This is a genomic window from Diplocloster hominis (genome assembly GCF_032380655.1).
GTDB lineage: Bacteria > Bacillota > Clostridia > Lachnospirales > Lachnospiraceae > Diplocloster > Diplocloster hominis.
Window position 1 is genome coordinate 349861 of record NZ_JAWDIY010000001.1, and the last position, 24095, is coordinate 373955.

At 48.6% G+C, this 24095-nt stretch carries 17 protein-coding genes; 3 read left to right on the forward strand and 14 right to left on the reverse strand.

Annotation, left to right across the window (positions count from 1 at the left end):
* Window positions 1-9: 9 nt before the first annotated feature.
* The 13 genes from ABC831_RS01415 to ABC831_RS01475 form a co-directional block, all read right to left on the reverse strand.
* Complete coding sequence (locus ABC831_RS01415) at window positions 10-1533, reverse strand: sugar ABC transporter ATP-binding protein (protein WP_343246507.1); 1524 nt, start codon at window positions 1531-1533, stop codon at window positions 10-12.
* 183 nt (window positions 1534-1716) lie between these two features.
* Complete coding sequence (locus ABC831_RS01420; RefSeq protein WP_343246508.1) at window positions 1717-3174, reverse strand: ATP-binding cassette domain-containing protein; 1458 nt, start codon at window positions 3172-3174, stop codon at window positions 1717-1719.
* Window positions 3171-4202: a sensor histidine kinase gene (locus ABC831_RS01425; RefSeq protein ID WP_343246509.1), complete on the reverse strand. Its 1032-nt coding sequence runs from the start codon at window positions 4200-4202 to the stop codon at window positions 3171-3173. The genes ABC831_RS01420 and ABC831_RS01425 overlap by 4 nt, the downstream gene beginning before the upstream one ends.
* A gap of 11 nt (window positions 4203-4213) precedes the next feature.
* The gene (locus ABC831_RS01430; RefSeq protein ID WP_343246510.1) at window positions 4214-5824 is read right to left on the reverse strand and encodes a response regulator transcription factor; all 1611 of its coding nucleotides are present in this window, start codon (window positions 5822-5824) and stop codon (window positions 4214-4216) included.
* Between the two features lie 209 nt (window positions 5825-6033).
* Window positions 6034-7233, reverse strand: a complete 1200-nt coding sequence (locus ABC831_RS01435) for a hypothetical protein (RefSeq protein WP_343246511.1) — start codon at window positions 7231-7233, stop codon at window positions 6034-6036.
* A gap of 59 nt (window positions 7234-7292) precedes the next feature.
* Window positions 7293-8246, reverse strand: coding sequence for a nucleoside hydrolase (locus ABC831_RS01440; protein ID WP_343246512.1), 954 nt, complete (start codon window positions 8244-8246; stop codon window positions 7293-7295).
* A 2-nt stretch (window positions 8247-8248) separates the two neighbouring features.
* Window positions 8249-8965: a TenA family protein gene (locus ABC831_RS01445; RefSeq protein ID WP_343246513.1), complete on the reverse strand. Its 717-nt coding sequence runs from the start codon at window positions 8963-8965 to the stop codon at window positions 8249-8251.
* A gap of 36 nt (window positions 8966-9001) precedes the next feature.
* Window positions 9002-9751 (reverse strand): nucleoside phosphorylase, encoded by a 750-nt coding sequence (locus ABC831_RS01450; RefSeq protein WP_343246514.1) that lies wholly within the window; start codon window positions 9749-9751, stop codon window positions 9002-9004.
* A complete protein-coding gene (locus ABC831_RS01455; protein WP_343246515.1) occupies window positions 9735-10886 on the reverse strand; it encodes an MFS transporter in 1152 nt (383 codons plus the stop codon). The genes ABC831_RS01450 and ABC831_RS01455 overlap by 17 nt, the downstream gene beginning before the upstream one ends.
* 45 nt (window positions 10887-10931) lie before the next feature.
* Window positions 10932-11735 (reverse strand): energy-coupling factor ABC transporter ATP-binding protein, encoded by an 804-nt coding sequence (locus ABC831_RS01460; RefSeq protein ID WP_343246516.1) that lies wholly within the window; start codon window positions 11733-11735, stop codon window positions 10932-10934.
* Window positions 11732-12592 (reverse strand): energy-coupling factor ABC transporter ATP-binding protein, encoded by an 861-nt coding sequence (locus ABC831_RS01465; protein ID WP_343246517.1) that lies wholly within the window; start codon window positions 12590-12592, stop codon window positions 11732-11734. Before ABC831_RS01465 ends, ABC831_RS01460 begins: the two co-directional genes overlap by 4 nt.
* Window positions 12580-13386, reverse strand: a complete 807-nt coding sequence (locus ABC831_RS01470; RefSeq protein ID WP_343246518.1) for an energy-coupling factor transporter transmembrane component T — start codon at window positions 13384-13386, stop codon at window positions 12580-12582. The genes ABC831_RS01465 and ABC831_RS01470 overlap by 13 nt, the downstream gene beginning before the upstream one ends.
* A gap of 65 nt (window positions 13387-13451) precedes the next feature.
* Window positions 13452-14057 carry an ECF transporter S component gene (locus ABC831_RS01475; RefSeq protein WP_343246519.1) on the reverse strand — a complete coding sequence of 202 codons (606 nt, stop codon included), beginning with the start codon at window positions 14055-14057 and terminating at the stop codon, window positions 13452-13454.
* Between the two features lie 219 nt (window positions 14058-14276).
* On the opposite strand from ABC831_RS01475, the gene ABC831_RS01480 reads away from it, so the two are divergent.
* The 3 genes from ABC831_RS01480 to ABC831_RS01490 all read left to right on the forward strand — a co-directional run bounded on the left by ABC831_RS01480 (window position 14277) and on the right by ABC831_RS01490 (window position 16929).
* The gene (locus ABC831_RS01480; RefSeq protein WP_343246520.1) at window positions 14277-14972 is read left to right on the forward strand and encodes a Crp/Fnr family transcriptional regulator; all 696 of its coding nucleotides are present in this window, start codon (window positions 14277-14279) and stop codon (window positions 14970-14972) included.
* Window positions 14973-15079: 107 nt separating this feature from the next.
* Window positions 15080-15637 (forward strand): CD3072 family TudS-related putative desulfidase, encoded by a 558-nt coding sequence (locus tag ABC831_RS01485; protein ID WP_343246521.1) that lies wholly within the window; start codon window positions 15080-15082, stop codon window positions 15635-15637.
* A 125-nt stretch (window positions 15638-15762) separates the two neighbouring features.
* On the forward strand, window positions 15763-16929 hold the full coding sequence (locus ABC831_RS01490) for an AI-2E family transporter (RefSeq protein WP_343246522.1): 1167 nt from the start codon (window positions 15763-15765) through the stop codon (window positions 16927-16929).
* A gap of 128 nt (window positions 16930-17057) precedes the next feature.
* On the opposite strand, the gene ABC831_RS01495 is transcribed toward ABC831_RS01490, so the two are convergent.
* On the reverse strand, window positions 17058-23957 hold the full coding sequence (locus tag ABC831_RS01495) for a family 78 glycoside hydrolase catalytic domain (RefSeq protein WP_343246523.1): 6900 nt from the start codon (window positions 23955-23957) through the stop codon (window positions 17058-17060).
* Window positions 23958-24095 lie beyond the last annotated feature (138 nt).

Here is a 24095-nt window from a genome sequence, read left to right on the forward strand (position 1 = left end):
TTAGCTCCTCTAATTATTTACCGCAGCATGATTGTCTAATTTATTATCGAATCTGGTCGCAAACTTCAGAATCAGGTCCTGGGTCGCTTCCTCCCGCTTCAACTCTCCGGTTACCCGCCCGTCACACATGACTATAATGCGGTCGCTGATCCCCATAACCTCCGGCATTTCCGAGGATACAAACAGAACACCGATTCCCTGCTGCTTCAGCTGATTCATCAGATTATAAATCTCAACCTTTGCCGCTACGTCAATTCCTCTTGTGGGCTCATCGAAAATAACTACTCTGGAATTTCTGGCCAGCCACTTGGCCACCACTACCTTCTGCTGATTTCCTCCGGAAAGCGTTGCCGCGTTTACCTCGGCATTTGGCAGCTTGATCTTCAGATCCACCACCGCTTTTTCCGTCATGGTCCGCTCTTTTTTCCGGTTCACCACCCCTGCCTTGTTGCAGAGAATATCCAGGTTGGGAAGCGCGATGTTTTCCCGGATACTGAGCTTGGTGCACAGACCGTCCTTTTTCCGGTCCTCGGGAGCGAGAACGATGCCTGCCTTGATGGCATCCATGGGACTGTGAATATCCACTTTGCTGCCATCCAGGATAATCTCACCGCTCTCCTTTTGATCTACCCCGAAGATGGCTCTTGTCGTTTCGGTACGTCCCGCGCCCATTAATCCGGCGACTCCCACGATCTCACCTTCGTACAGCTCTATATCTACATCCCGGACCATTTTGCCCGCATTCAAACCCCGGACTTCGAAGATTTTCTTTCCCCGCTTGCACTGTACCCGGGGGAACTTCTCCTTAATCTCACGGCCGACCATCAGGGAAATGATGTCTTCCAGCTGTGTATCCTTATAGTTCATCTCCGTGATGTATTTACCGTCCCTCATGATGGTGACCCGGTCCACAATATGCTGCAATTCCTCCAGACGGTGGGAGATATAGACAATCCCGCATCCTTCTTCTTTCAGCTTGTGGATGATAACAAATAAATCATCGATTTCCTTAGAGGTCAGCGCCGAAGTAGGCTCATCCATGATCAGGATCTTGGCGTTTGTAGCAAGCGCTTTTGCGATCTCCACCATCTGCTGTTTGGATACCTGCAGGTCCCCCACGATCATATTCGGATCGATGTCAATATTCAGACGATCCAGCACTTCCCTGGCCTTTTTGCACATCTGGCGGTTAGCCAGTACGCCGGTATGTATCTCTTCCCGCCCCAGGAATATGTTCTCTGCCACCGACAGATGTGCGCACATATTCAGCTCCTGGTGAATGATGGCGACTCCCAGCTCCTGGGCCAGCTTCGGCGTCAGGTCCCCCTGGGGCTTGCCGAATATCTTTACTTCGCCGCTGTCTCTTGTATACACACCGCTCAGTACCTTCATCAGTGTGGATTTTCCAGCGCCGTTCTCACCCAGCAGCGCCATAACCTCTCCCGCACGCAAATGAAAGGAAACGTCATCCAACGCTTTTACACCGGGGAATGTCTTACTCACATGGTTAATCTCAACTATATAATCCTGCATCCTTCTATCACCCGACCTTACACTTTCTCTTGTTCTGTGATATCAGTATAGCAAACGGATCCCGGCGCGTTAAGGGGGATGGATTTTGAATTATAGGGCTTTTTTTCAGATATTTTTGTACTTCATGTACAAATTAGACAATTTCTTTAGACTATTTTTGGTACTATTTACGGATTTTATCCTTCAGATAACCGTTGCGTCCTGGCTGAAGTGATGGAACTGGGACCGGTCAAATTCCTGGCTTAACTTTCCATTTTCCACCTGGAGCATCCGGTCCGCCACCATCAGCGAATCGGAAAAACTGGTCGCCAGGATGACCACCGCAATCCCTTTCTTTTTCAGCTGCTGTATCAGCAGGATGATCTGTGAGCGCAGCGGCATATCCGCATCCGCAAACGGCTGGACGCAGAATAAGATCTTGGGGTGATAGACGTGAACCCGGTAATAGACAAGATTATAGAGAGACGTCAGACTTAACTCCGTGATATTTTTAGCATGGATATCCGGTCCAATCAGAGGTTCATACTCTCTGATTACACTTTTTAAGACACGTCTGTCAAACCAGATCCTCTTCGACTTTTCACTCAGAAGAAAACACAGATTTTCAATATAACTCATATCTTCAAACAGCATTCCCGGTACGGGATATTGTCCGATAAAGGCAATCCCCGCCCGCAGCGCCTCCCCGGAGGATTTGAGCCGGTATGGCTTTTCCTCCAGCCGGATTTCTCCGGATATGACATCCATTTCCCCGTTCATCACCCGGACAATGTCGTCCGCCACCGTATGGTTGATATCCAGAAGGATCACGCACTCCCCTTTTTCGATCCGGAAGCTTAGGCCGTTCATATTATTGGTCACCACATCGTGGAATCCCAGAACACCATTTCCCTCTTTGTGAGGGATTTCTTCCCGGTGAAATGCGTTGACATAGTACGGCTTAATCAATTCACGCCGGAAATTTGCCCTCTCTAAAACCCTCAGTATTTTACCGTTTTCCATCAGAGAAATCCGGTCACAGATCTTGAACGCCTCCTCATGATGGTTGCAGACATACAAAAAAGAAACCCCCTGGGCGGCATACATCCGTATCAGCCTCTGGAATTTGGGCAGGTCGGCTGAGCTGATAAAATTACAGATATCCCTCACCACAATCAGTTTGACGCCCATGGTCACCGCCTTTAGCAGTTCCACCACGCATTTTTCAAAGGGGGACAGCACCTCCACCTGGGTTTTCCCGTCGATCTGGATATCCAGCTCATCCATCAGCATTTTTAACTGCCGGTTCAGCACATGGGATTTGATCACATAATTCCGAAAGCCTCTGCGCAGCACGAATACATTGTCCGCCACTGACAGATCTTTGACCAGCTTTGTAGGATCTTCGATCACATAGACTTTGTTAAGCGTATTGGAGCTGTGGGCATAGTTGTTGACCAGCTCTTCATGAAAATAAATCCGTCCGTAGAGAATAGGCAGATTCTGACTGATCAGTTCGATTAAACTCTCCTGTCCATACCCGTTCAGGCAGACGACGCCCATGATTTCGCCGCAAAAGATATGCAGGTTCAGCTTGTCCAGAAGAACCACATCATCCACCACCCGGGTGACATTTTCCAGTCTCAGAATTTCTTCTCTCATAAGATTTCCTTCATGTCTTTTTTAATCAGCGGAAGCGTGATCTCCACATCCGTGCCCACATTCTGGGTACTGTAGATGCAGATACCATATTCTTCCCCGAACAGCAGCTTGATCCTGCTGTTTACATTGACAATAGCGATTCCGCCCTTGGCGTCCGTATCCGCTTTCACTGTGTCCACGGAGCTGCTGCTTAACTTGGCGTTCAGCTCGTCCAAAGACCTGCGTTCTATCCCGAGCCCATCATCCGACACAGTGATGATCAGACGTTTTGGTGTTGTCTCGATCCCGATCTCCAGATTTCCCTTCCCGATCTTGCGCTCGATCCCATGGAAGATGGAATTCTCCACGATGGGCTGCAGCGTCAGTTTCGGAAGCCGGTACTGCATGGCTTCTTCCTCCTCCTCGGTCCGGTCCCGTATCTGAAGCGACAGCCGCTCTCCGAAACGGTACTGCTGGATAATGTAGTAATTCTGCACATTTTTCAGCTCATCTTCCAGCGTCACCAGATGTTCCACATTGGATATGGTGTACTGGAAAAATGTAGCCAATGCTTCCGTCATTTTCGCCACGTTTTCCAGTCCGGCTTTCATGGTTTCCCCGCGGATTCCCTCCAGGGTGTTGTACAGGAAGTGCGGGTTGATCTGATTCTGCAAAGCCAGATACTGTGCCTGCTTTTTGGAGGCGCTGATCAGCTCATTGGTTTTAATCATATCCCGGAACTTATCCATGGCCTGGGCCGTCTCGGGATTGATATCCACCCTCTGGTTAAAAACCCCCTCAAAGAGGTATCCGGTCACGAACAGATGCAGTACCTTTGTGTTTTCTTTATAAGGCCGGTACAGCCAGTTCACACAGCCATATCCCAGAGCGAAGCATCCGATCCAGGAAAGGACTGACGGTATCACAAAAGACCTGTCCCGGAACGCGGCGGCAGAAAGGGTCCAGAGCATCAGCAGGAGAATCACTGCCAGTATGGCAACCATGATTTTCATGCGGCAGGACAGATAATGGGTCTGTTTCCTCTTCATATGGATATCTCCTAAGAATACAGTTTGCGATATTCTCCCGGTTTGATGCCGGTGGCCTTCTTAAAGCTCTTTGTAAAATGTTTCAGATCATTATAACCCACTGCCTCACAGACAGCGGCAATACTCATATTCGTCTCTTTCAGCAGATCCTTTGCCCGGTTCATCCGAATCTCTGTCAAATATTCCACGAAATTACTTCCGGTCTCTTTTTTAAACAGTGAACTAAAATAAGTGGCATTGAATCCTGCCACACTGCTCACATCCTCAAGCGATATCGGCTTCATAAAGTTTTGTTGTATGTACTGCTTCGCCAGGCGGATGGGCCGGATATTTTCCTCTTTCTTTTCCTTTAACATGATCTCCAGGGACCAAGAAACCAGATCGGAAAAATAGTGAAATATTTCATCCACACTTCCGCACCGCTGTGCGTATTTTCTGAATTTTTGTGCAATATCGCCCTCTGTAAGCGGCAGTTGGTTCTTGCGCACCAGCATAGCATAAGTATCGCACGCCTCCAGGGCCAGATTCAGGATATCTATCCCGTTCATATCACGGACGCTTCCCACGGCTGTCCTAAGATCCGCAATCACCTTCAAGGCCGCGTCTTTATTCAGAATCTCCAGCGCCTGATCCATGGCTTTGTTAAAACCGGCCAAAAGGGCGTCCACCTGCTCCTTCTGGTCATTCCGCTCCACATGATCGATCAGCCGGCCGGTCCCCTCGATCAGCTGCTGCGCGATGGCCTCGCGGGCGTCCTCGCAGGAAGCGGCGATCTTACCGATCTGCTCCACTGCCTCCCCGACCCCGATGGTAAATTCCACATAACCAAAGGCACTCTTCTGGACGGTCAGCTCATCCAGCACTTCTTTCAGCTGCTTTCTGATCAGCTTTCTATTCTCCGCCTTATAATTCAACAGATAGAAGCTGCTGTTCTCAAGGCCGAAATGCTCCATATCAAAACATTCGCCGCCAAGCTGCCGGTTCATAATCTGAACGACTTTCTCTTCCAGCACCTTAATACTGCTGTCGTACTGCTCATCCACGCCGCAGTCATATTTCACCACAGCCACCTGGAAACAGCCCTCCCGGAAGTGGTAGTGGTAATCTTCGTTCACCTGAGCAAGAGTGATATCCTCCTGTTCCGGCTTCATCATTATTTCCAGGAACAGGTTCGCCCTGAGTCTGTCTATGTCACTTTGGAGCCGCATTTTCAAGCGCTCCTCGTTGCTTATACGCTCCGTCCTGCGCATATGTTTTTCCGCGATCTGTTCCAGGGTATGGGTCAGTTCTTCTTTTTTGATCGGTTTCAGCAGGTAGTCTCCCACCCCGTATTTTATGGCATGCTGCGCATACTCAAAATGCCGGAACCCACTGATAATGATAAATTCCAGTGTATCGCTGAGTGCCTTTGAGCGTTCGATCAGTTCCAAACCATCGTATCCGGGCATTCTTATATCCGTGATCATCAGATCCGGCTCCAGGGCCTTCACCATTTCCAGCGCTTCCAGGCCGTTATGGGCGATCCCGATCACTTCCATCCCCAGTGATTCCCAGTCTATCAGCCCATATATGAGCTGGCATACTTTATCCTCGTCATCTGCGATGATAACTTTTAACAGCATCCATTTTACCCCTTTATATTTAAATAAATACCCTTATTCCTATTGTGGTAAAACAACTTTACTAAATTTATTGTATTGGGATTCGATCTAATTGTCAACTTAAACCCAGGGATTTTTATAGGGTAAAAGAAAGAGAGCGGCCCCGGCTTCTGACCGCCGGGGCCTTCCTATAGCCGGTCTTTCACGTCGGCTTCTATAATCTTACTTCCTTATTTGATCTGGCTGAAGTATTCGTCGATTACTTCCTTCCAGTCCCCTTTGCAGATAATATGATGGTTGCTGATTGGGCAGCTGGAGAAATATCCGGTTCCGTCTGTGAGACGCAGGCGCATCTGCGAACGGCACAGGTCGCTTCTGTGCATGGTCTCAAGTAACTCGGCACGTCCGGCGTAATATCTATGCAGCGTATCGTCACATTTGAAAATAGTCATGGGCTGGGCCGCGATATCGCAGGTCACCGCCACGCCTATTCCGGATTCGAAATGGGTGGTCAGGCGGTAGGAGTCGGGCATATCTATAGGAAGGGTACAGTGGGCAAAGATAATCTCACTCTTGCCCGGGTCCATGCAGCTGGGGTTTGCCATAAATCCGGATACACCTGTCAATGCCTTCAGCACAGCCATGCTCACGAGACTCTTCTGATCGCCCTCACAGGCGGCCGGAATGCCTTCCGCGTTTAGTATCGCCAAAGCAAGACATCCTGTGGTATGGATCATATCTAAAAGATCAAAACATTTTACGGTAACCCCGTTTAAATGATATTTCCCAATCAGGCGTTTGAGCGCCCCATAGACATTCAGCGCCTTCTGCGTTTCCTCCGGGCGGTATCCCTGATTCTTCAATTCTTCTGTGTATGTATTTTCCGGATAACCGCCTTTTTCATATTCCGCCACCAGCTCATCCAGTCCGAATAAAACGAGCTCCATACCGCTTACTTTTTTTACCGCATCGAAATCTGCGTCGCTGGCAATCAGGCCTCCCGGAGTTCCAAAGCATCCAAGCTTCGTATGCTTTAATTCATCCTTTGCATCCGCCACCCTTTTCAAAACCTTTAAGCGCGCCGCGATCTCTTCCGCAGAACCGTGGAGGATCTCCCCCTTCAGGCTGTGTTCCTGGAGGAATCCCAGGATCTCCATGGATGCCGCCAGGGAATTATATCCGGGGGTAGTCAATAAGATGTACGGTTCCTCTGTCTCCTGGTACAAGGCCTTAAACCCCTGCTCTGCCCCGCCGGAAGCAATGAAATAGACCGGGAGAGGCTGGTCTTTCACCTCATCCATCTGTGCGCATTTTATGTCCACTCCCATGGCTTTGCTCAGCTCTTCCAAAAATTCCTGGCTGTAGGTGGGTATATAACGGTCATTACACTCTGCCGGCCCCATTAAAAACTTTACTTTTAATTCTTCCATGGCTTTTTCCTCCTTTTCAGACGGACGGATGTCTTTCCATTCGTTCCATTCCTGTATGGTTACTGTATCTTAAGTGTTCTGAAAATGTAATCTTTATATTTGTCCGCGTGCAGCTTACTGCAGATAGATACATTCGGTTCTTTTCCCGAAAAGTGATTGACATCTACCAGCACGGCCCCATAGCTTGGGCCGTTGGAAACATCTACTTCACAGTAATATTTTTCACATTTGTCGATGCATTCCGGATACAGGGCCGCCGCCATAGCGGAAGGGTCTGCCATATCCAGATAATTATCTCCGAACCGCTCCTGGTTCATTGCCAGCAGTTTTTTATTGCAGTCAATGGCAAATTTCCCAAGTTCGCTGCCATTTTGAATTTTTTCAATCTCCTGCGGATTCAGCATACTGTCCCCCAGGCAGGCATCCCACCCTACATAGATAATTTCGTCAAGCCCTGATTCCGTGACGATCTTAGCCGCTTCCGCGTCCTGCCAGATGTTAAATTCGGCCACAGGAGTCACATTGCCGGTGCCAAGTCCCGCAGTCCCCATGATGACGATGCGGCCGGCTTTTTTCATCGCTTCACAGTCAAGTCTGATGGCCAATGCCAGATTGGTGAGGGGGCCCAATGCCACGATGTCAATCTCTCCTGCCTCACTTTCCCTGAGTGTATCCAGCATTTTAAAAATACCATTTTCCTTCTGTGCCTTCAGGCGTTTTGGCACAAGTCCGATATCCCCCATACCGTCATTGCCGTGGGTTTCATGGGCAAATACCAGATCCCGCAGAAGCATTTTTTCCGAACCTATATACACCGGAGGCTCGTAAGTCCCTGCATATTCAATAGTGGTCAGTGTATTGATGGTGGCCTGCTTTACATCCACATTTCCTGACACCGTTGTAATCAGCACAATCTCGTATGCCGGATCATTCAGCGCCATCGCTATCGCCATAGCATCATCAGAGCCGCAGTCTGTGTCAATGATTATTTTTTTCCTTCTTGTTGTCTCCATTACTACTCCTCTACCATGGTAAATTTTTTGGGGAAAATGTGGTCCAGCGGCCACGTCGTCATATTTTGATACATGTCCTGCCATTGCAGAATCTCATAATTACAGCCGGCTGCGAAAATTTCCAGAAGCTTTGCCTGTTCCCTTTCCGTCTTATTCCGGCAAAGCCTGTTCACCATTCGGATCTCATTGTCTGTTTTATTCAGATATGCCTCACTGACATAAAAGGCTAGCCATTGGTAATACATATTATCCTCCGGCAGCAAACATTTGGGCAGCAGGTCCTCCCCGAAGAAACGGTACAATATGTTACAGGGGAATAACGCCATCATACATTCGGCCAGACCGCCCTGCTCTGCGCACATCAATTGAAATGCCGTGTAGGAACGCTTTGCCGGAGCTTCCATAACGGCATCCATCTCCTCCAGGCTCACCCCCACCTGCTCCGCCCAGAAATCCCGGTTCACCATAACCGTTCCTTCCATGGTGTTTTTTACGATCTGATACCATTCCTCCATCTCGGCAAAACAGCTGCATTTTGAAAAACCCACAGCCCAGCATCTGGTATAATCCAACAAATACTGATAATTCTGTTTTATCTGAAACCGAAATTTTTCATAGGGCATGGTTCCCTTTAATATATCCTGCATATGCGGAGTCTCTTCGATTACTCCACACACCTCACGGATAACAGGAACCAGCTTTTCTTCATAGAATCCCATACCCGGCAGCTCCTTTCCGTCCTATGTGCCTGTCTTTTACTTTTTATCTCTTTCTATCAGAATTTTGACCGCGTCACAGGCAAGCTCAATGGTGTGGTCATTCATACTGCCGTATGCCATAATCGCACCGGCTCTTGCGCCTCTGATCGAGGATACGATAAACAGCGCCGCCGTCTCCATCTCGGATGCCATTACCCCGCTCTTCTCCCACGCCTCCCAGCGCTGATGAAGCCTGCCGCTGTTAGGCATACTGTCCGGGTCATGCTGTCCATAAAAAGAATCTTTGGACTGCGCAATTCCCTCCGCGAAGTTATATCCCTTATCCCTGCACGCCCTGGCCAGCGCGTCGGTCACATGGCGGTCCGCGATGGCCGGGTATTCAATCGGAACATAATGGACCGTGGTCCCTTCATCTCTGACAGCCCCGGTGATGATAACGCCTTCCAGGCTTTCGTCATAGCTCTCCTGGCACACCCGTCCGCAGGTCCCCACCCGGATAAACGTATCGGCGCCGCAATGAATCAGTTCTTCCAGCGCGATGGCTGTCGACGGGCATCCCATACCTGTGCTGATGACCGTTACTTTCTCCCCGTTTAGCGTACCCGTCCAGGTCTTATGCTCTCTGTTATGCGCCACAAGCTTCGGATTCTGCAGATGCCGGGCAATAAGATCTGTACGGAACGGGTCACCCGGAAGCAGCACATATCTGCCGATATCCTCTTTCCTGCAGCAGATGTGGTACTGCTGCCCCAAGTCATTGATTACCTCTTTACTCTGTATTGACATTTTTCTCTACCTCCTGCTTATTTTCGCTTGTATTTAATTGCAAAACCACGGCAGCCGCGATACTTACAGCCATCATAATAATTGCATACCTGAAAGAAAATCCCACACCCAGCCTTCCCACCAGAAACCCTGTTACGACAGGCGTAAGAATATCCGACAGGCCGCCCGCAGTGGCTACCAGCGAGCTGGCTACACTAATGCGCTCATAGCCGATTCTGGTGGCAACCGCGACGATAACGCTGAACAATACTCCCAGAAAAAATCCGGCCGTAAACATCCCTATAAAATAGGCCGCCACCGTATGAATCGCAAGCGCAGCCGCCACCGCGGCCATTGCACAGATATTGTTGACCAGCAGTACCATCTGGGCTTTTACTTTTTTCAGCACAAGCACAAAAACAAAGGAACCGATTACACAACCCACATTATAGACCGTCAGCATAAATGCGGACGTTGACTGTGATATCCCTATATTTTCGGCAAAGCTTGAGAGGTAGAGACCCAGCGTATTCACCACCGCGCTGTACGCCGCGCATATGAGCAGGATGGCCCCGTAGGCCAGCAGCTTGTGCTTCACATGGATGGGTTTTACACTCTCCTCGTGATTTAGTGCATGCTCCTTCAAATCCAGCTTCACAAACGGCATACAGATCAGCATCACGACAGGCACAATCAATAATATGTAGTAGGCATAGAAGAAGATCTTGCCGCCTGCCAGCAATACACCCACCAAAAATGGGGTGGCAAAGCTCCCCAGGCCGAACAGCGCCTGCCCCGCGCTCAGCGAGCCCGCATAATTCTTCCGGAAAGCTACACTTAAGAGTACCGGACATACGGTATCCTGCGCTCCCATCCCCACGCCTCCGAGGAAGGCAAAGCAAAGACCCGCATAGTAATTCACAAAAGTCGGAAGTCCAAAAAGAAAGACTGCTATCAGGATAACGCCCCCCGCCAGCACTTTGACCGGGCCCAGTTTTTCCACCAGCCTTCCTGTCGTATAGACGGTAAGCACACGCCCGAAAGCATAGGCCGAACCCAGAAGTACTACCTGATCCAGCTGCATATGATACATTTTCACCAGATGGGGAAGGCCGCTGCCCACCACGATACAGGCTGCTCCTGTTAAAAAATACATGGCAAATGCCAAAAACGCGATAAGAGTATTATTTTTCCGCATGATTTACCTACTTATGATTTCTTCTATGGCATCCTTGATGTTGATGACCCTGCCTTCCAATCCCAGAGCCCTGCACACTCTGCTTACGTAAGGCTGTTTCAGCATCGCCTGCTCCAGTGCTTCAAAATCCCAGAAAATCTCTTCCGGAGTACCGCTGCGGACGATTCGTTTCTTTGCCATGACTATAACCTTTTTAAAATTGTCCGCCACGAACTCCATATCATGGGATATCGTAATAACCGTTTTCCCTTTCTCGTGAAGAGTCTTAAGAATTTCACTCAGTCTCCTGTTTCCTTCAATATCCTGGCCCGCTGTCGGTTCATCAAAGATCAGAATGTCTGTCTCCATAGCAATTACTGCTGCGATGGTCACAAATTTACGTGTGGACAGCGGCAGGTTATAGGGATTTTCATCTTTGTAACGTTCCATCCCGGTCATTGCAAGCGCCGTCTCCACTCTCCGGTTTTCCTCCTCCAAAGAAAGCTTCATCCTCTTGGGACCGAACCTCACCTCGCTCTCCACGGTGGAGTGGAAAATCTGGTCATCCGGATTCTGGAATACATATCCCACCACTTTGGATATCTGTGCGGTAGTATAATCTTTGGTATTCATCTCTCCGATCAGGACCTGACCTTCTGTGGGCCGCAGAAGTCCATTCATCATCTTTACCGTGGTTGTCTTTCCGGCTCCGTTCTGCCCTACTATGGCCACATTTTCTCCGGCCTTGATTTCCATGTTGATATGGTCCACCGCCAGGAAACCGCCCGGATATGAAAAGCTTACGTCTTTTAATACTAAATCGCTCATTTCTTATCCCTTTCTTTGAGTGCCCCGGCAATGAGCTCTATCGCCTGTTTCTCTGTTACGGGTATCCTGGATACGGGCAGTCCTCTTTCCCTTAACCTGCTTCCCAATATCGCTACCTGCGGAAGTGCCGCCCCCTGGTCCAAAAGGGAAAGATCCGACAATAGTTCCTGTTTATCCCCTGAAGCAATCAGGCGTCCTTCTTTAAATACCAGAACCTCGTCCGCATATTCCGCAATCAGGTCGATCTTGTGCTCTACCAATATGATGGTCTTATGTTTTTCCTTCAATGTTTTAATAATCGCAAAAACACTCTCCGTGCCTTCCGGGTCCAGCTGGCTGGTGGGTTCATCGATGATGAGGATATCGGGTTCCAGAACAATGACGGAGGCCAATGCCACTCTCTGCATTTGTCCGCCTGACAGATCAAAAGGATTTTTTTCCGCTAGCGCTTCAATGTCGGTCATTTGCATAACTTCCACCACGCGTCTTTCGATCTCTTCCACCGGCACACCGAAATTCTCCAGACCATAAGCCACTTCCTCAAATACCGTCTCTTTTACACCGCTTATCTGGGTGAATGGATTCTGGAATACATATCCGATCTTCGCAGACAGTTCCCCGCCGTAATCCGTTGTCTTTTTTCCTTCCACAAGGACTTCGCCCTTTAACTCTCCCTTATAAAAATCTGGTATGAATCCTCGAAGCAGAGCACAGAATGTGGTTTTTCCTGATCCATTCTCTCCGATCACTCCATAGAATCTGCCCCGCTCGATGTTCACATTCAAGTCCCGGATAGCCGGTATCTTCGTCAGCGGATAGCAATACGTGACATTTTTAACTTCTATTATAGGATCCATAAAGCCACCCTCCCCGCCAATACCAGAACTGTGATGATCACTGCGGCAGCCGCCACTTCTCTTTCACATCCCGACTTTTCAAGATGAAATAAACGTGTCTTTTCTCCCTGTATGGAGAAGCCTCTCGCCTCCAGGGTAAGCACCCGCTCTTCCGAGCCGATCACTGCCCCCAGAATCAGAGGAACAAGGGACGGAAAGAACGCTTTTGCCCTGATGAAAATATTACCTTCTGTCTCTACCCCTCTGGCTTTTTGCGCATTCATGATCGTTTTACTGTTTTTGCTCAGAATTTCTATCATCTGCAGACTGGATGTAAATACATAGGCCGCCTTATAATTCATTCCGGAAGCTTCCATAGCTCTTGCAATCTCTTTGTTTTCTGTAGTCTGAAAAAGCCATATGAATATCCCTGCTATGTTCATAATCATAAATGATAAGGATATGGCTGTTTTCAACCCTTTTTCATAGATAGTTATGAATCCGAATTTCATAAGGAGTTCCCCGCCGGGAACCAGAAACGTCTGTACCACCAAAATAATAGCCGCTACAATGGAGACTGCTTTCAGTACTTTAATACACTTTCTAAAGGCACCGCTTGCGATACACAGGACAGGTACTGCGATAAACCATGGGATAAGAAGCAGAGACAGACCCACTTTTGTCACATGTACGGTTCCAATGATAAAGGTGCATACAATATATAAGCAGACTACCAGCAGCTTCGTTGACGGATAGAGCCCTGCCAGTTTATTTTCTTTGTGAATCTGTATCATTTCCGTATAAGTTTTTTCCATATCTAACCTCTTTTACAGTATGGTTATTGTTTGATTCTTTGAAGAGCTGCCGGAGGGTATTTGTACTATTTCTTTTCTTTTATATAATTACTTCCGCACCCGAATTTGATTAACGTACGTTCCGGGATGACTTTGATCACAAGCCAGCAGATGACAAATGAAATGACCCGGTCAAGTACCGTGAAGATACCTTCTGTTCCGAAAAACGCCGCCCAGATATTCGCTCCTGCGGCCATTGCCGCCGCGGTAATGATGGACGTTCCGCCGCCGGTCACACCTCCGTACACAAGAACAACGATCGGTGCGGATGAAATGATAGATACGGCCGCCATAATAAGCATGGAAAGTATCCATTTCCACCAAACACCGAACATCTGCTTTCTTGCCAGAAAACCGGTTACCAGGCCGGCGATCACATTGACCGGAATAAATGCAAAGTTTACCGGGTTGGCGATGCCCGTAACTACGTTGGTCAAACCGCCTGTCACCGCGCCTACCCACGGTCCGCAAAGCATAGCTGCAAAAATCGTTCCGATGGTATCCAGATACATCGGCAGTTTCAAAAGTGACGCCAGCTGGCCTCCCACGAAGTTAACCGCCACACCTACAGGAATTACCAGAATTGCCAGCATCGAAAAATCTTCCTTGATTGAATATTTCTTTTTTCCCATATCTCATTTCCTCCTTCATAAATAGTCTGCTGTTATTTTATTTACCCTCCAGGCATCTTCCACTCAGCAGTGTTGTGTCTATTGTTGCTGTTTGTCAAAGTACTATATATCATGTTCCAAGCTTGACTTTACATTATCATACATGTAAAATATGGAAAATGACATTTGTCAGTTTTTATTGTTATTTTTCACAACAGAAGGGAGGATTTCAAACATTTTATGTATAATAATACCATCAAGGCGTTAGAAATCATTTTTAAAGGCGAATACGATCTCAGGAACCCTGCCGCCGCTCTGCGGGGAATCGCGGCTAAGAATCAATTGATTACCGCCGAGAGAAATGATACGATTATCAATCAAAAAGACCCCGTCAAATATTTTTATCTTCTTTTAAAAGGGCGGGCCTGTGTTCTGAACCACATTACCTGGAGCAATGACAATGTGGTGGATTTTCTGGAGCCCCTTGATATCTTAGGTATGGTGGAATACCTGAACAATGTCGATGCTTACACTGCCTTTGTATTAGCCGCGACAGACTGTGTCCTGTTCCGCATTCCTGTGGAGGTTTTTGTCCATATTATCCAGCAGAACGCCTTTCTCTGCTATCAGACCCTGCTGGTACTTGGAAAGGTTCTGGAATCCAATATGAACCGGGCGGAGACGAATTCCCTGTTCCACCCCAAAGATATTCTGGGACATTATCTGTACCTTCAGGCGGAGCATGTTCTCCCCTATGTCTGCCCGCTGACACGGCAGGTGCTGGCAGAAAAATTACATATCAATCTGCGCACCCTTTACCGGCTGATCGACTCCATGAATGAAAACGGCTACCTCACACGGCGGAAAGGAAAAATCGTTATAGAGACTGAACATTTTGAACGTCTGAAAGTGCGATACGGGGATGTTGTCCTCTGAACATCCAGGCTTTACTTTTCTGATTTCCTGTGCTACATTCTTCATATCAACGCCTGGCAGAGGCATATGCGGGCGACACTACGGTTACACTCAGGAGGAATTAAGATATGCAAAAGATTATATTTACCGCTCACTGTATTCTTAATACCGCTTCCAAAGTCGTTCTATACAATCAGGAGGAGATCGATGCAGAGGAGGCACTTCGCAAAACATTTATGAGACGTGTGATAGACAATGAGATTCAGGTGATCCAGCTTCCATGCCCTGAGTTTACTTTGTACGGCGCCAAACGCTGGGGACATGTGAGCGATCAATTTGATAATGTATTCTTCCGTACCCATTGCAGGAAGATACTTACCCCGATTCTGAATCAGCTGAAAGAGTATCTGGCCAACGGCCAGCGCTTTGAGGTATTGGGATTTGTGGGAGTTGACGGAAGCCCCAGCTGCGGGGTTGATTACACCTGCCGGGCCAACTGGTACGGCTCCTTTGACTGCCGCACGGACCTGCCGGAGACCCTCTCTGAATGCCGGCTGGCGCGCGGTTCCGGAGTATTCATGTCTGTATTGAAAGATATGCTCAGAGAAGAAGGGCTGGAGGATGGGATTGTGATCACCTCCCTGTTTGCGCCTGAGCCTGATAAGTGCCTGAATCTGGTGAGATAACTTTAAACTTCGATAAAGTATAAAGATGTTAATTTTTAGTTAGAATTACTATTCCCCCTTGTTTCGTATTCCGCCAGCAAGTATAATCAATGTTAGGAACTAATGAAATTAATGGAGAATACTACATGAATCCTTTGAGAAACAACAAGTTTGAATCTAACAAAAAATACTTTACGATCTGCATTTACGCTCTTTTTGTGATACTGATCGGAGCCCTGATCGTCAAAATTGTTATGGACTGGGATAAGGCCAAAGCCCTGTTTAACAATTTTGTGGTGATCCTGTCTCCGTTCCTGATCGGCGCATTTATGGCTTACCTTTTGAACCCTTTGGTGAAACGTCTGGACAGCCTGCTGAAAAAGTTGTTTCAGGGAAAAACACCCCGTTTACGCAAATTTTTATCCATTTTGATTTCCTACATTATTGTCGTGGGAATTATCATCATCGCGCTGTTCCGGATACTGCCCCAGATCGTCACCAGCCTGACCGATCTGATTGCCCTGATCCCCAGCACTTACACCCGTCTGCTGACATTCATGGAGACCTTTGAGGAAAGTTATCCGGATTTTGATTTCCGGTTTATCAACCAGATACTGGAAAGCCTCGGCCCGGATCTGCTGGATTACCTGAAAAATCTGGTAACCAATGTGATCCCTGTGATATACACCACTTCCGTGTCGGTCATCAAATGGATCATCAATATCCTGATCGCCATCATTGTTTCCGCCTACATGCTGTCCGACCAGGGAACGCTCAAACTGAATTTTAAGCGTCTGCTCTATGCGTATATCCCCCAGAGTCGGGTGGACCGCTTCCTGGAAACGCTCAAACAGTGCAACAGTATATTCGGCGGGTTTATCATCGGTAAAACCATTGATTCCACCATTATAGGTATTCTGTGTTTTCTCCTCATGACACTTTTGCGGCTGCCCTATGCGCTGCTGATCAGTGTAATCGTAGGTGTGACGAACATGATCCCCTATTTCGGACCTTTTATCGGGGCGATTCCGGGCCTGTTCATCCTGCTGCTGATCGATCCCATTAAGGCTCTGATCTTCGGTGTGCTGATTCTCGCCCTGCAGCAGTTCGACGGGCTCATTCTGGGGCCGAAGATCCTGGGGGATTCCACCGGGCTCAAACCGCTGTGGATCATCTTCGCCATTACCATAGGGGGATATATCTGGGGGCCTCTGGGTATGTTTTTTGGTGTTCCTGTCGTGGCTGTCATCGCTTATCTTTCCAAGCGGGCCATCGATCACCGGCTGGCGGATAAGGATCTGCATATCGATTGAATGGTTTAAGAAAATGGAGCTGTTGGTCAGGAAGATCGGTTTGTTGATGCCTCCTGACTTACAGCTCCGTTTTTATATCCAGTTTATTTTATAATGTGTCTGTTACCGGTCATTTGATTGTTGGCCGTTTATCTGTGTCCGGACCTTTTTGCCCTGTTCCTGTAGCAAAGCGTGCCGATGATCATTATAGCTCCCAGCATAAGCAGCATGGTTTCATAGAGCATTCCGTTATCGCCGGTCTGGGCTCCTTTTACTGTAGAATTATCATCAGAGGACGAATTCTGATTCTGACTGTCATTGTTGCCGGAGTTGTTGTGATCGTCCGCATCCGCTTTGTTTTCAGCTATTATATATTTGCTGAAGGAGCTGGCATAAAATATTATGCTGTTTCCTTCCACGGTAAAATCGACTTTTTCAAGCTGTTTGTCCGCTTTTACATGGTAAAGGAGAATATTTTTGCTGTCTGTGCCTTCCGGCAGCGGGATGGTTACTTTTACCGCTCCGTCGGGCTGTATCTCCACGCCCCCGCTGTACAGGGTGATATCGTACACCAGCACCTGTTTTTGCTCTTTGCCGGCCGTATTTTTTACACTGGCTTTTAACTGCTCGTATACTTCTCCGCTGTTCTCCGGAACTACCTTAAGCTGTACATCCTTGGGCACGATACCAGGATTGGCCTGGACGGTAACGCCGGTTTCGCTGTCCGTTATGCGGATGATGTCATCCGGTTTCTCGGACGGGATCGGAGTGGGTGTAGGTACAGGTGTAACGGTAGGCGCCGGGGTGGGTACAGGCGTTGCTGTAGGGGTTGGTGTAGGTACCGGCGTAGGCGTAGGCTCTGCTGCTTTTTCCTGCACGACTATCTTCACGGCCGCCTTTATGTCGTTCGGGTTGGTACAGATACCGTCGGTTTCCAGGGTCCCGGTAAGCAGGTATTCTCCGGCCACATTTCCGTCGTAATCTCCCGACCAGGTTACACACAGCTCCTGTGTTGTCGTATCTTCGTAGGTCACTTCTATCGTTAGGGGAAGCTCCAGTTCCTCCGCCGCGGTACCGTGGGGCACTTCTTTGTCAGGTATTGCTTTTACAGACCGGATAACGGGCAGTCCCTGCTTCACAGTTACCACGATCTCTGCCGTAAGGTTATCCGTGTTTGTGTACTCTTCGCTGTCTGCAAGGCTTCCTGTCAGGGTATAGTCTCCTGCCGTGTTGCCGTCATACGCTCCGCTCCAACTAATGGCTGCGGTTTTTATCGTGGACGCTTCGTCGTTCAGTGTTATCTCTGCTGTCGCCGGCAGCTCCAGGTCTTCTCTGGCTGTCCCGAATGCTACTTCCAGTTTCCCGAACGTCTGGACAAGTACGACCTTCGGCAGATCCGGGGATTTCACAGAGATCGTGATCTGCGCTCTGATATTATCCGGGTTCTCGTAACCTTCATCTACGGTCAGGTCACCGCTTACTGTGTAATCGCCGACGGTATCCTTATCGTAATCACCCTTCTGCCAGGTAACCGGAATATCCTTCGTAGTGTTGTCGCTTAATGTCACTGTTACTTCTCCAGGCAGGGACAGGGATTCCCAGTCAGTTCCCACCACGGTCTCATAACTGCTCTCCTGTACCGAGATTACCTTGGGGGCGGATTTTTTTACCGTTACTTTCAGTTCCGCTGTTACACCGTCCGGATTCTTGAAGGTATCACTGGCCGTGAGTGTTCCTGTTAAGGTATAAGTCGCTTCCGCATTGCCATCGTAGATTCCTGTCCAGTTCACTTCAGCTTTTACGGTCTGCCCGTTATCCAGCGTGATATCCACCTCTGAAGGCAGATTCAGTTCTTCTAAGGTGGTTCCCAGGTCTACCGTAATATCTTTTGGATTTTGAACGGATGTTACCGTGGGCAGCGGATTTTGAATTTTTAGGGTACTCTCGATCCGGAATGCCGGGTCGCTTCCGACATTCATCTCTTTCAGGTAGAAGCTTTCGGAATTGCCATTGCGTACCCCGAATCCGCCGGATACCGGCATACCAGGGTCTGCACCGCAGATGTCTATTAGTTTCCCGTTCAGGTATGTATAGATTACTCCGTCAATCGTCGCGATCAGGAATGTATTATCCCCTTCTTCAAGCTGGATCGGAATGACCTCCATCAGATCCGCGTTTCCTTTGTGTTTTTTCAGCGTATTGTCTGTCCGGAATTGCCAGAAATAACGGTTGTTATCATCTTTTACATTAAAGGCAATACTTGCAGCCACATTTTCCACAGAAAATGTTCCGCTGAATACACTTCCCTGTTTATCCGCATCCGTGTTGATCACCTTCTGGCCCAACCCGGCATGCAGCGCTCCGTCTTTAACGGCAACATTTGACAGCGGGCTGTTTACACCGTCGAAACTCCATGCCTTCCGGGTCATAACCGGCACAGGTTCCATCTTTGCGTTGATCTTTGTGAACTTGTCACGGATATCCGCTTTGACTGTCACGGTCCCTTCTTTTACCCCGGTGATCAGCCCTGCACTGTTAACGGTGGCAGCGTCTCCTTCTGCCGTGTACGTCACTTTCGTATTATCTAAGATTTCTTCCTGACCGTCGTTATAAACAGCCGCCATCGAAGCCTTAACAGTCTCACCGGTTTCAACCGCATCGTTCCCGCTGTCCAGTTTCAGGGCAAAATTCTTCAATACTGCATCCACATGAACATTTACTGTACCGGTTACCGTGGCAGATTTACTTTCCGAATATTTATATTCCGCTGTCACTTCTACGGTGGTGTCTCCCCTTCGAACTGCGGTTATCTTACCTGTCTCATCTACGGTAAGGATGTTTTCATCATTACTTTTGTAGGTAAAAGCAGAATTTTCTGTCCGGTTATTGTTATACTGATCTTTTACAACTGCTTTGACTATAGTCTCGTCTTCTACGGTTAATTTATCGGATTCTACACTAAGTGTCATGGTCAGAACCGGCTCATAATCCGGCTTTTCCGGATTGACAGAGACCGTATAAGTACCGGATCCCAATTCCACGGCCAGATAACCGTCCTCTTTGATCCCATCGGTCTTAACCCCGTCGATATCCAGATAAGTAAGCAGATTATCCTCTACCGGCATGTATACTTTTGCTTTTGAATTTACAGGGATCGTAACCACAGCCTTCATCTGGTTTGTCCGGATCCCTTCTTCCCCTGCATTTTCAACAGAAACTGTTATCGGTCCCTTTACCGTAGGCGCCTTGATGCTGGCGGAAGATATATCACCCGGCTGCAGTTTTATGGCAAATTCATCAAAGCCTGCTTTTGTGGGAAGAATTCCAAACATTCCCTGTACGATGGAGCATCCGGGAGCGGCTCCCCAGGGATGCGACAGGGTCATGTTTCCTTTCCATTTATGTCCCCACGCCTCAGGAGTAATCGTACAGTTTAGATCATCCAGCAGGGAAGCGAATGTCTTCACATCCGTACCCACCTTCGGATTGGTCATCAACCGTTCCGCCATTTCACCGTGGTTGCCGTTATACAGCCCTTTCAGGATGAAATAGGTGACATAGACACTACCCCGGAACTCATCCTTACAATTATTATAGACAAACTGGCACAAACGGTCTGCCATTTCCTGATCGGTAAATACACCGTAGGTAAGGGCGTATGCTGTCGCGTGAGTAGACGAATGCCTGGTCGGCGTATAATCCTGCGCCAGCGAATCATAGAAGCATCCGTTTGTCTCGTCATAGGCATATTTGATAAGGTTGTCCTTTAATTTAGCAGATTTTTCCCTGTATGTCTGCGCATCCCCGCTGTTTCCGACTGCCTCGCTGATGGATGCCATCCGATCATAGATGCCAACATACTCACTGTTTAAGACTACATCGTAATAGCTGCCCTGATATCCGTCACGTTCACTGGTCGGCCAGTCAATAAGGGCGGAGTTTCCTGCCTGGCTGCCTTTGGGACGGATGAAACCGGTAGCGCTGTCCTCATATTCGATCACTTCCGTTGTCAGCTTGCGTCCCAGCGCATTGTAAAACTCTGTCAGTGAATCCGTATTGCCCGTATAAATGTAATCCCAATATGCCATTTCCACAGAGAATAGCTTATAATCGTTACACCACTGCGGATTATCCACCAGCCATTCGTTGGAATGCCTGGCCAGCGAATAGTTATCGGACACTGCGTAACTGGTGTTGGAATTCACCAGCAGGTCACCCTCATATGGCGCGCGCTCCCTCGCCTGGGAATCTACAAACAGATCCTGGTTGGTCGCTTTTATGGTATATTTCGAAAGTTCATACAGCCGGTTCATAAGCGTGGCTGCATCACTTCCATCGGTTGCCTCAAAAGAGGAATCATTCTCATCGAAGGGCTGCTGAATCGCCCAGCCTTTGATCCAGCCTTTATTCTCTTCTTTCAGTATCTCCGCCTTTGTCCCGTCGTCCAGGCCGATCAGCTCCACATAGCGGAAATTCCGCATGGTAATGGTTTCAAACGCATTAACACCCTTTTTCAGCGTCCACACATCCTCATAAGAACCGCCCTGAAGCGAGCTCATCTTATTCTTAACCGTGCCGTCGCCGTTCATCTCCTCACCCATATGTACGCCTACCGACTGCTGCGTGCTGCTGGTCAGCGAGACTTTCAGTCCTCCGATCACCTCTTTGCCAAGGTCGATAACTACATTACCCAGCGTATTCTGATACACGCGTTTCGTGGGTTCATCCGTCACCACCCGCAGCGCGTTCTCCGATGAAAATGGATACAGTACATTCCCCTGTGTCCCTGATTTATCCGTGGCCACTTCAAACGTCTTATGCTGTGTGGACCATTTGGAATCATCAAATTCCACTTCCTGCCATCCGGTCGGATATTCATTTGCATTATAATTATCATGCATCAGCGTTACATATCCGGTCGTGATACCGCTGCCGTCATCCCCGAACGCATTGGTTCCGTCAAATGTCTTCCAGCTGTCTCTGTCCTTCCCGCTGTTACAGATGATTTCTTTCGAGCCATCTTTATAAAAAGCCGTCGCCTGTACCAGGATACTGCGGGCATCATCCCGGGAATTCCCGACCGCGCTGATCACATTATCCTGACCGGCCGCGATCAGCTCCGTCACATCATAAGAGTTATAATATACCTGTCTGTAATTGCTGTCCCCCACATTATTCAGCTCGCGCGCAGAACCGGCTCCCAGACATACTCCATTCATATATAAATCATAAATAATCCCCCGGTCCTTCCCGGTTCCGCGGCAGGCTGCGCTGACAATCACCTTTTCTATCTCTTTTCCTTTGGCAAAATTAAGCCTGGGACTACGCAGGAAGGTATAACGGCCCAGGTTCGTCAGTTTTGCGTCGGCTGGCTTATAGATCGCACAGGATCTCAGATCCCCCGGGATTACCAGGTTCCCGTCCTTCACACTACTGTCTGAAAACGGATTGGATTCCGTGAAATCACTCTGATACTGCACATTTCCCGAAGCATCCGTGACCTTAATATCACTCACCGTTGCAGCAGCAGCCGTATCCGTGCGGAAGCCCAGATAACCGGCTCCATAAGCAAATTCAGCCAGATCCCGGTCAGCATCCACCAGCACCCAGCTTTCTGCGCCATCCGATGCATCCGCATCCAGCCAGGTATTCACTGAATCTCCTTTTACAGTAATCTTAATCCGGAACGGTTTATCCGCAGACAGCGTTACTTTCCCAGACAGATTCACATCCCCCTGATGCGCCGGAGCGCTGGTCGAATTCGCTCTCGTATAGAATCCCATCTCGTTCGTACCTGGATTCACCCGATACATATAAGCCGCTTCTTTGCCGTTAGCAAAACGGAACAGAGTATATATATTATCCGTCGTCTGAATCGTCTCTTCCACCGTATAATCCAGCCAGCCAAACCCCGCCGTAGTCAGGTCCCCGCCAAACAGGGAAAAGGTACTCTTCCCAACCTTTAATTTCCCATCCGCTACGGAACAGCCGCCGGCAAATTTTCCATCATCACCTGAAAAATCAGACTGATAAAGAATCGTATCCTTTCCATCCAGGGCCGTCACTGTCAGATCATCAATCACGCCCGATTCCGATCCGCCGGTACGGAAACCGATGGTGCCTTCAGTCAGATCCCCCTGTCCCGAGATATCCACCGATCCCACTTCCGTATAAGTCCCAGCCGCAAGATCCGTTTTCACACCGATTGTCAGCGCGGAACCCTGAGCCTTAATACTCACGCCAAAGGCGCTGTTATCAGCCGGAAGCGATACTCCTTTATCCGTCAGATTCAGGACCGCGAACGTGTTCGTAACCACATTTCCCCCATTGACCTTATGGAACTTAATCATATTTTTTTCGCCGCCGGCTTCACTTCCGTTCCCTCTGAACTGAAGCATATATCCATCTCGTGAAGTTTGTCCGATGCGAACCATCACCGCCAGAGCCTTCCCACTATCGATCCCCATCGTAAATTCCGCGTTATAATCTGTCCACAGGGACTTCCCGGCCGTCGCCGCCGGATCCGCCCAGATCCCCGTCATGCTTTCCCACTCAGAGCTGATATCTGTCATAAACGGCCTTGCCTCAGACCAGGCACTCTCCAACTGCCCCCTATCCCAGGACTTCACCCGCCAATAATACAACTGGTTATCCTCCAATAACTCAGCCAGTTTGTCCACATGAACAAAAGAGCTCTCCTGTGACTCCACCTTACCGGTATCATGCACCAGAACCCCTCCATTAAAATCACCCGATCTCTTTGCCACCTGGATCTGATAAGCAGTCTGAATCTCGTCCTTATCCGCATCATGCAGCACCCAGGAAAAAGCCGGATTCTTCGTATTCAACCCATACGCGTACTCCAGCATCTCCGTCTTTAAGTCCGTGGGCTGAGAAGGCGCTGTATTCCCGTTCTCATCCGCCTTTGCCAAAGTCCCGCCATTGGAGATCATCGAGACACAGATCATCACGAAGGCCAATGCCATTGCAATGAACCGCTTCACGCCCCATCCTCTCTTAACAAGATTTCCTTTTTCCTTTTTCACCATCTTATTCACTCCTCCTGATCATTCCCGGACTTTCGCCCTTGTTTATTTGATCATCGTGATCACATTCTCTTTCGAAATGATTGTTTCGTCTCTATTCTAAATGAATGCATCCACTTTGGGCAGAGTAAAATCTTTTGA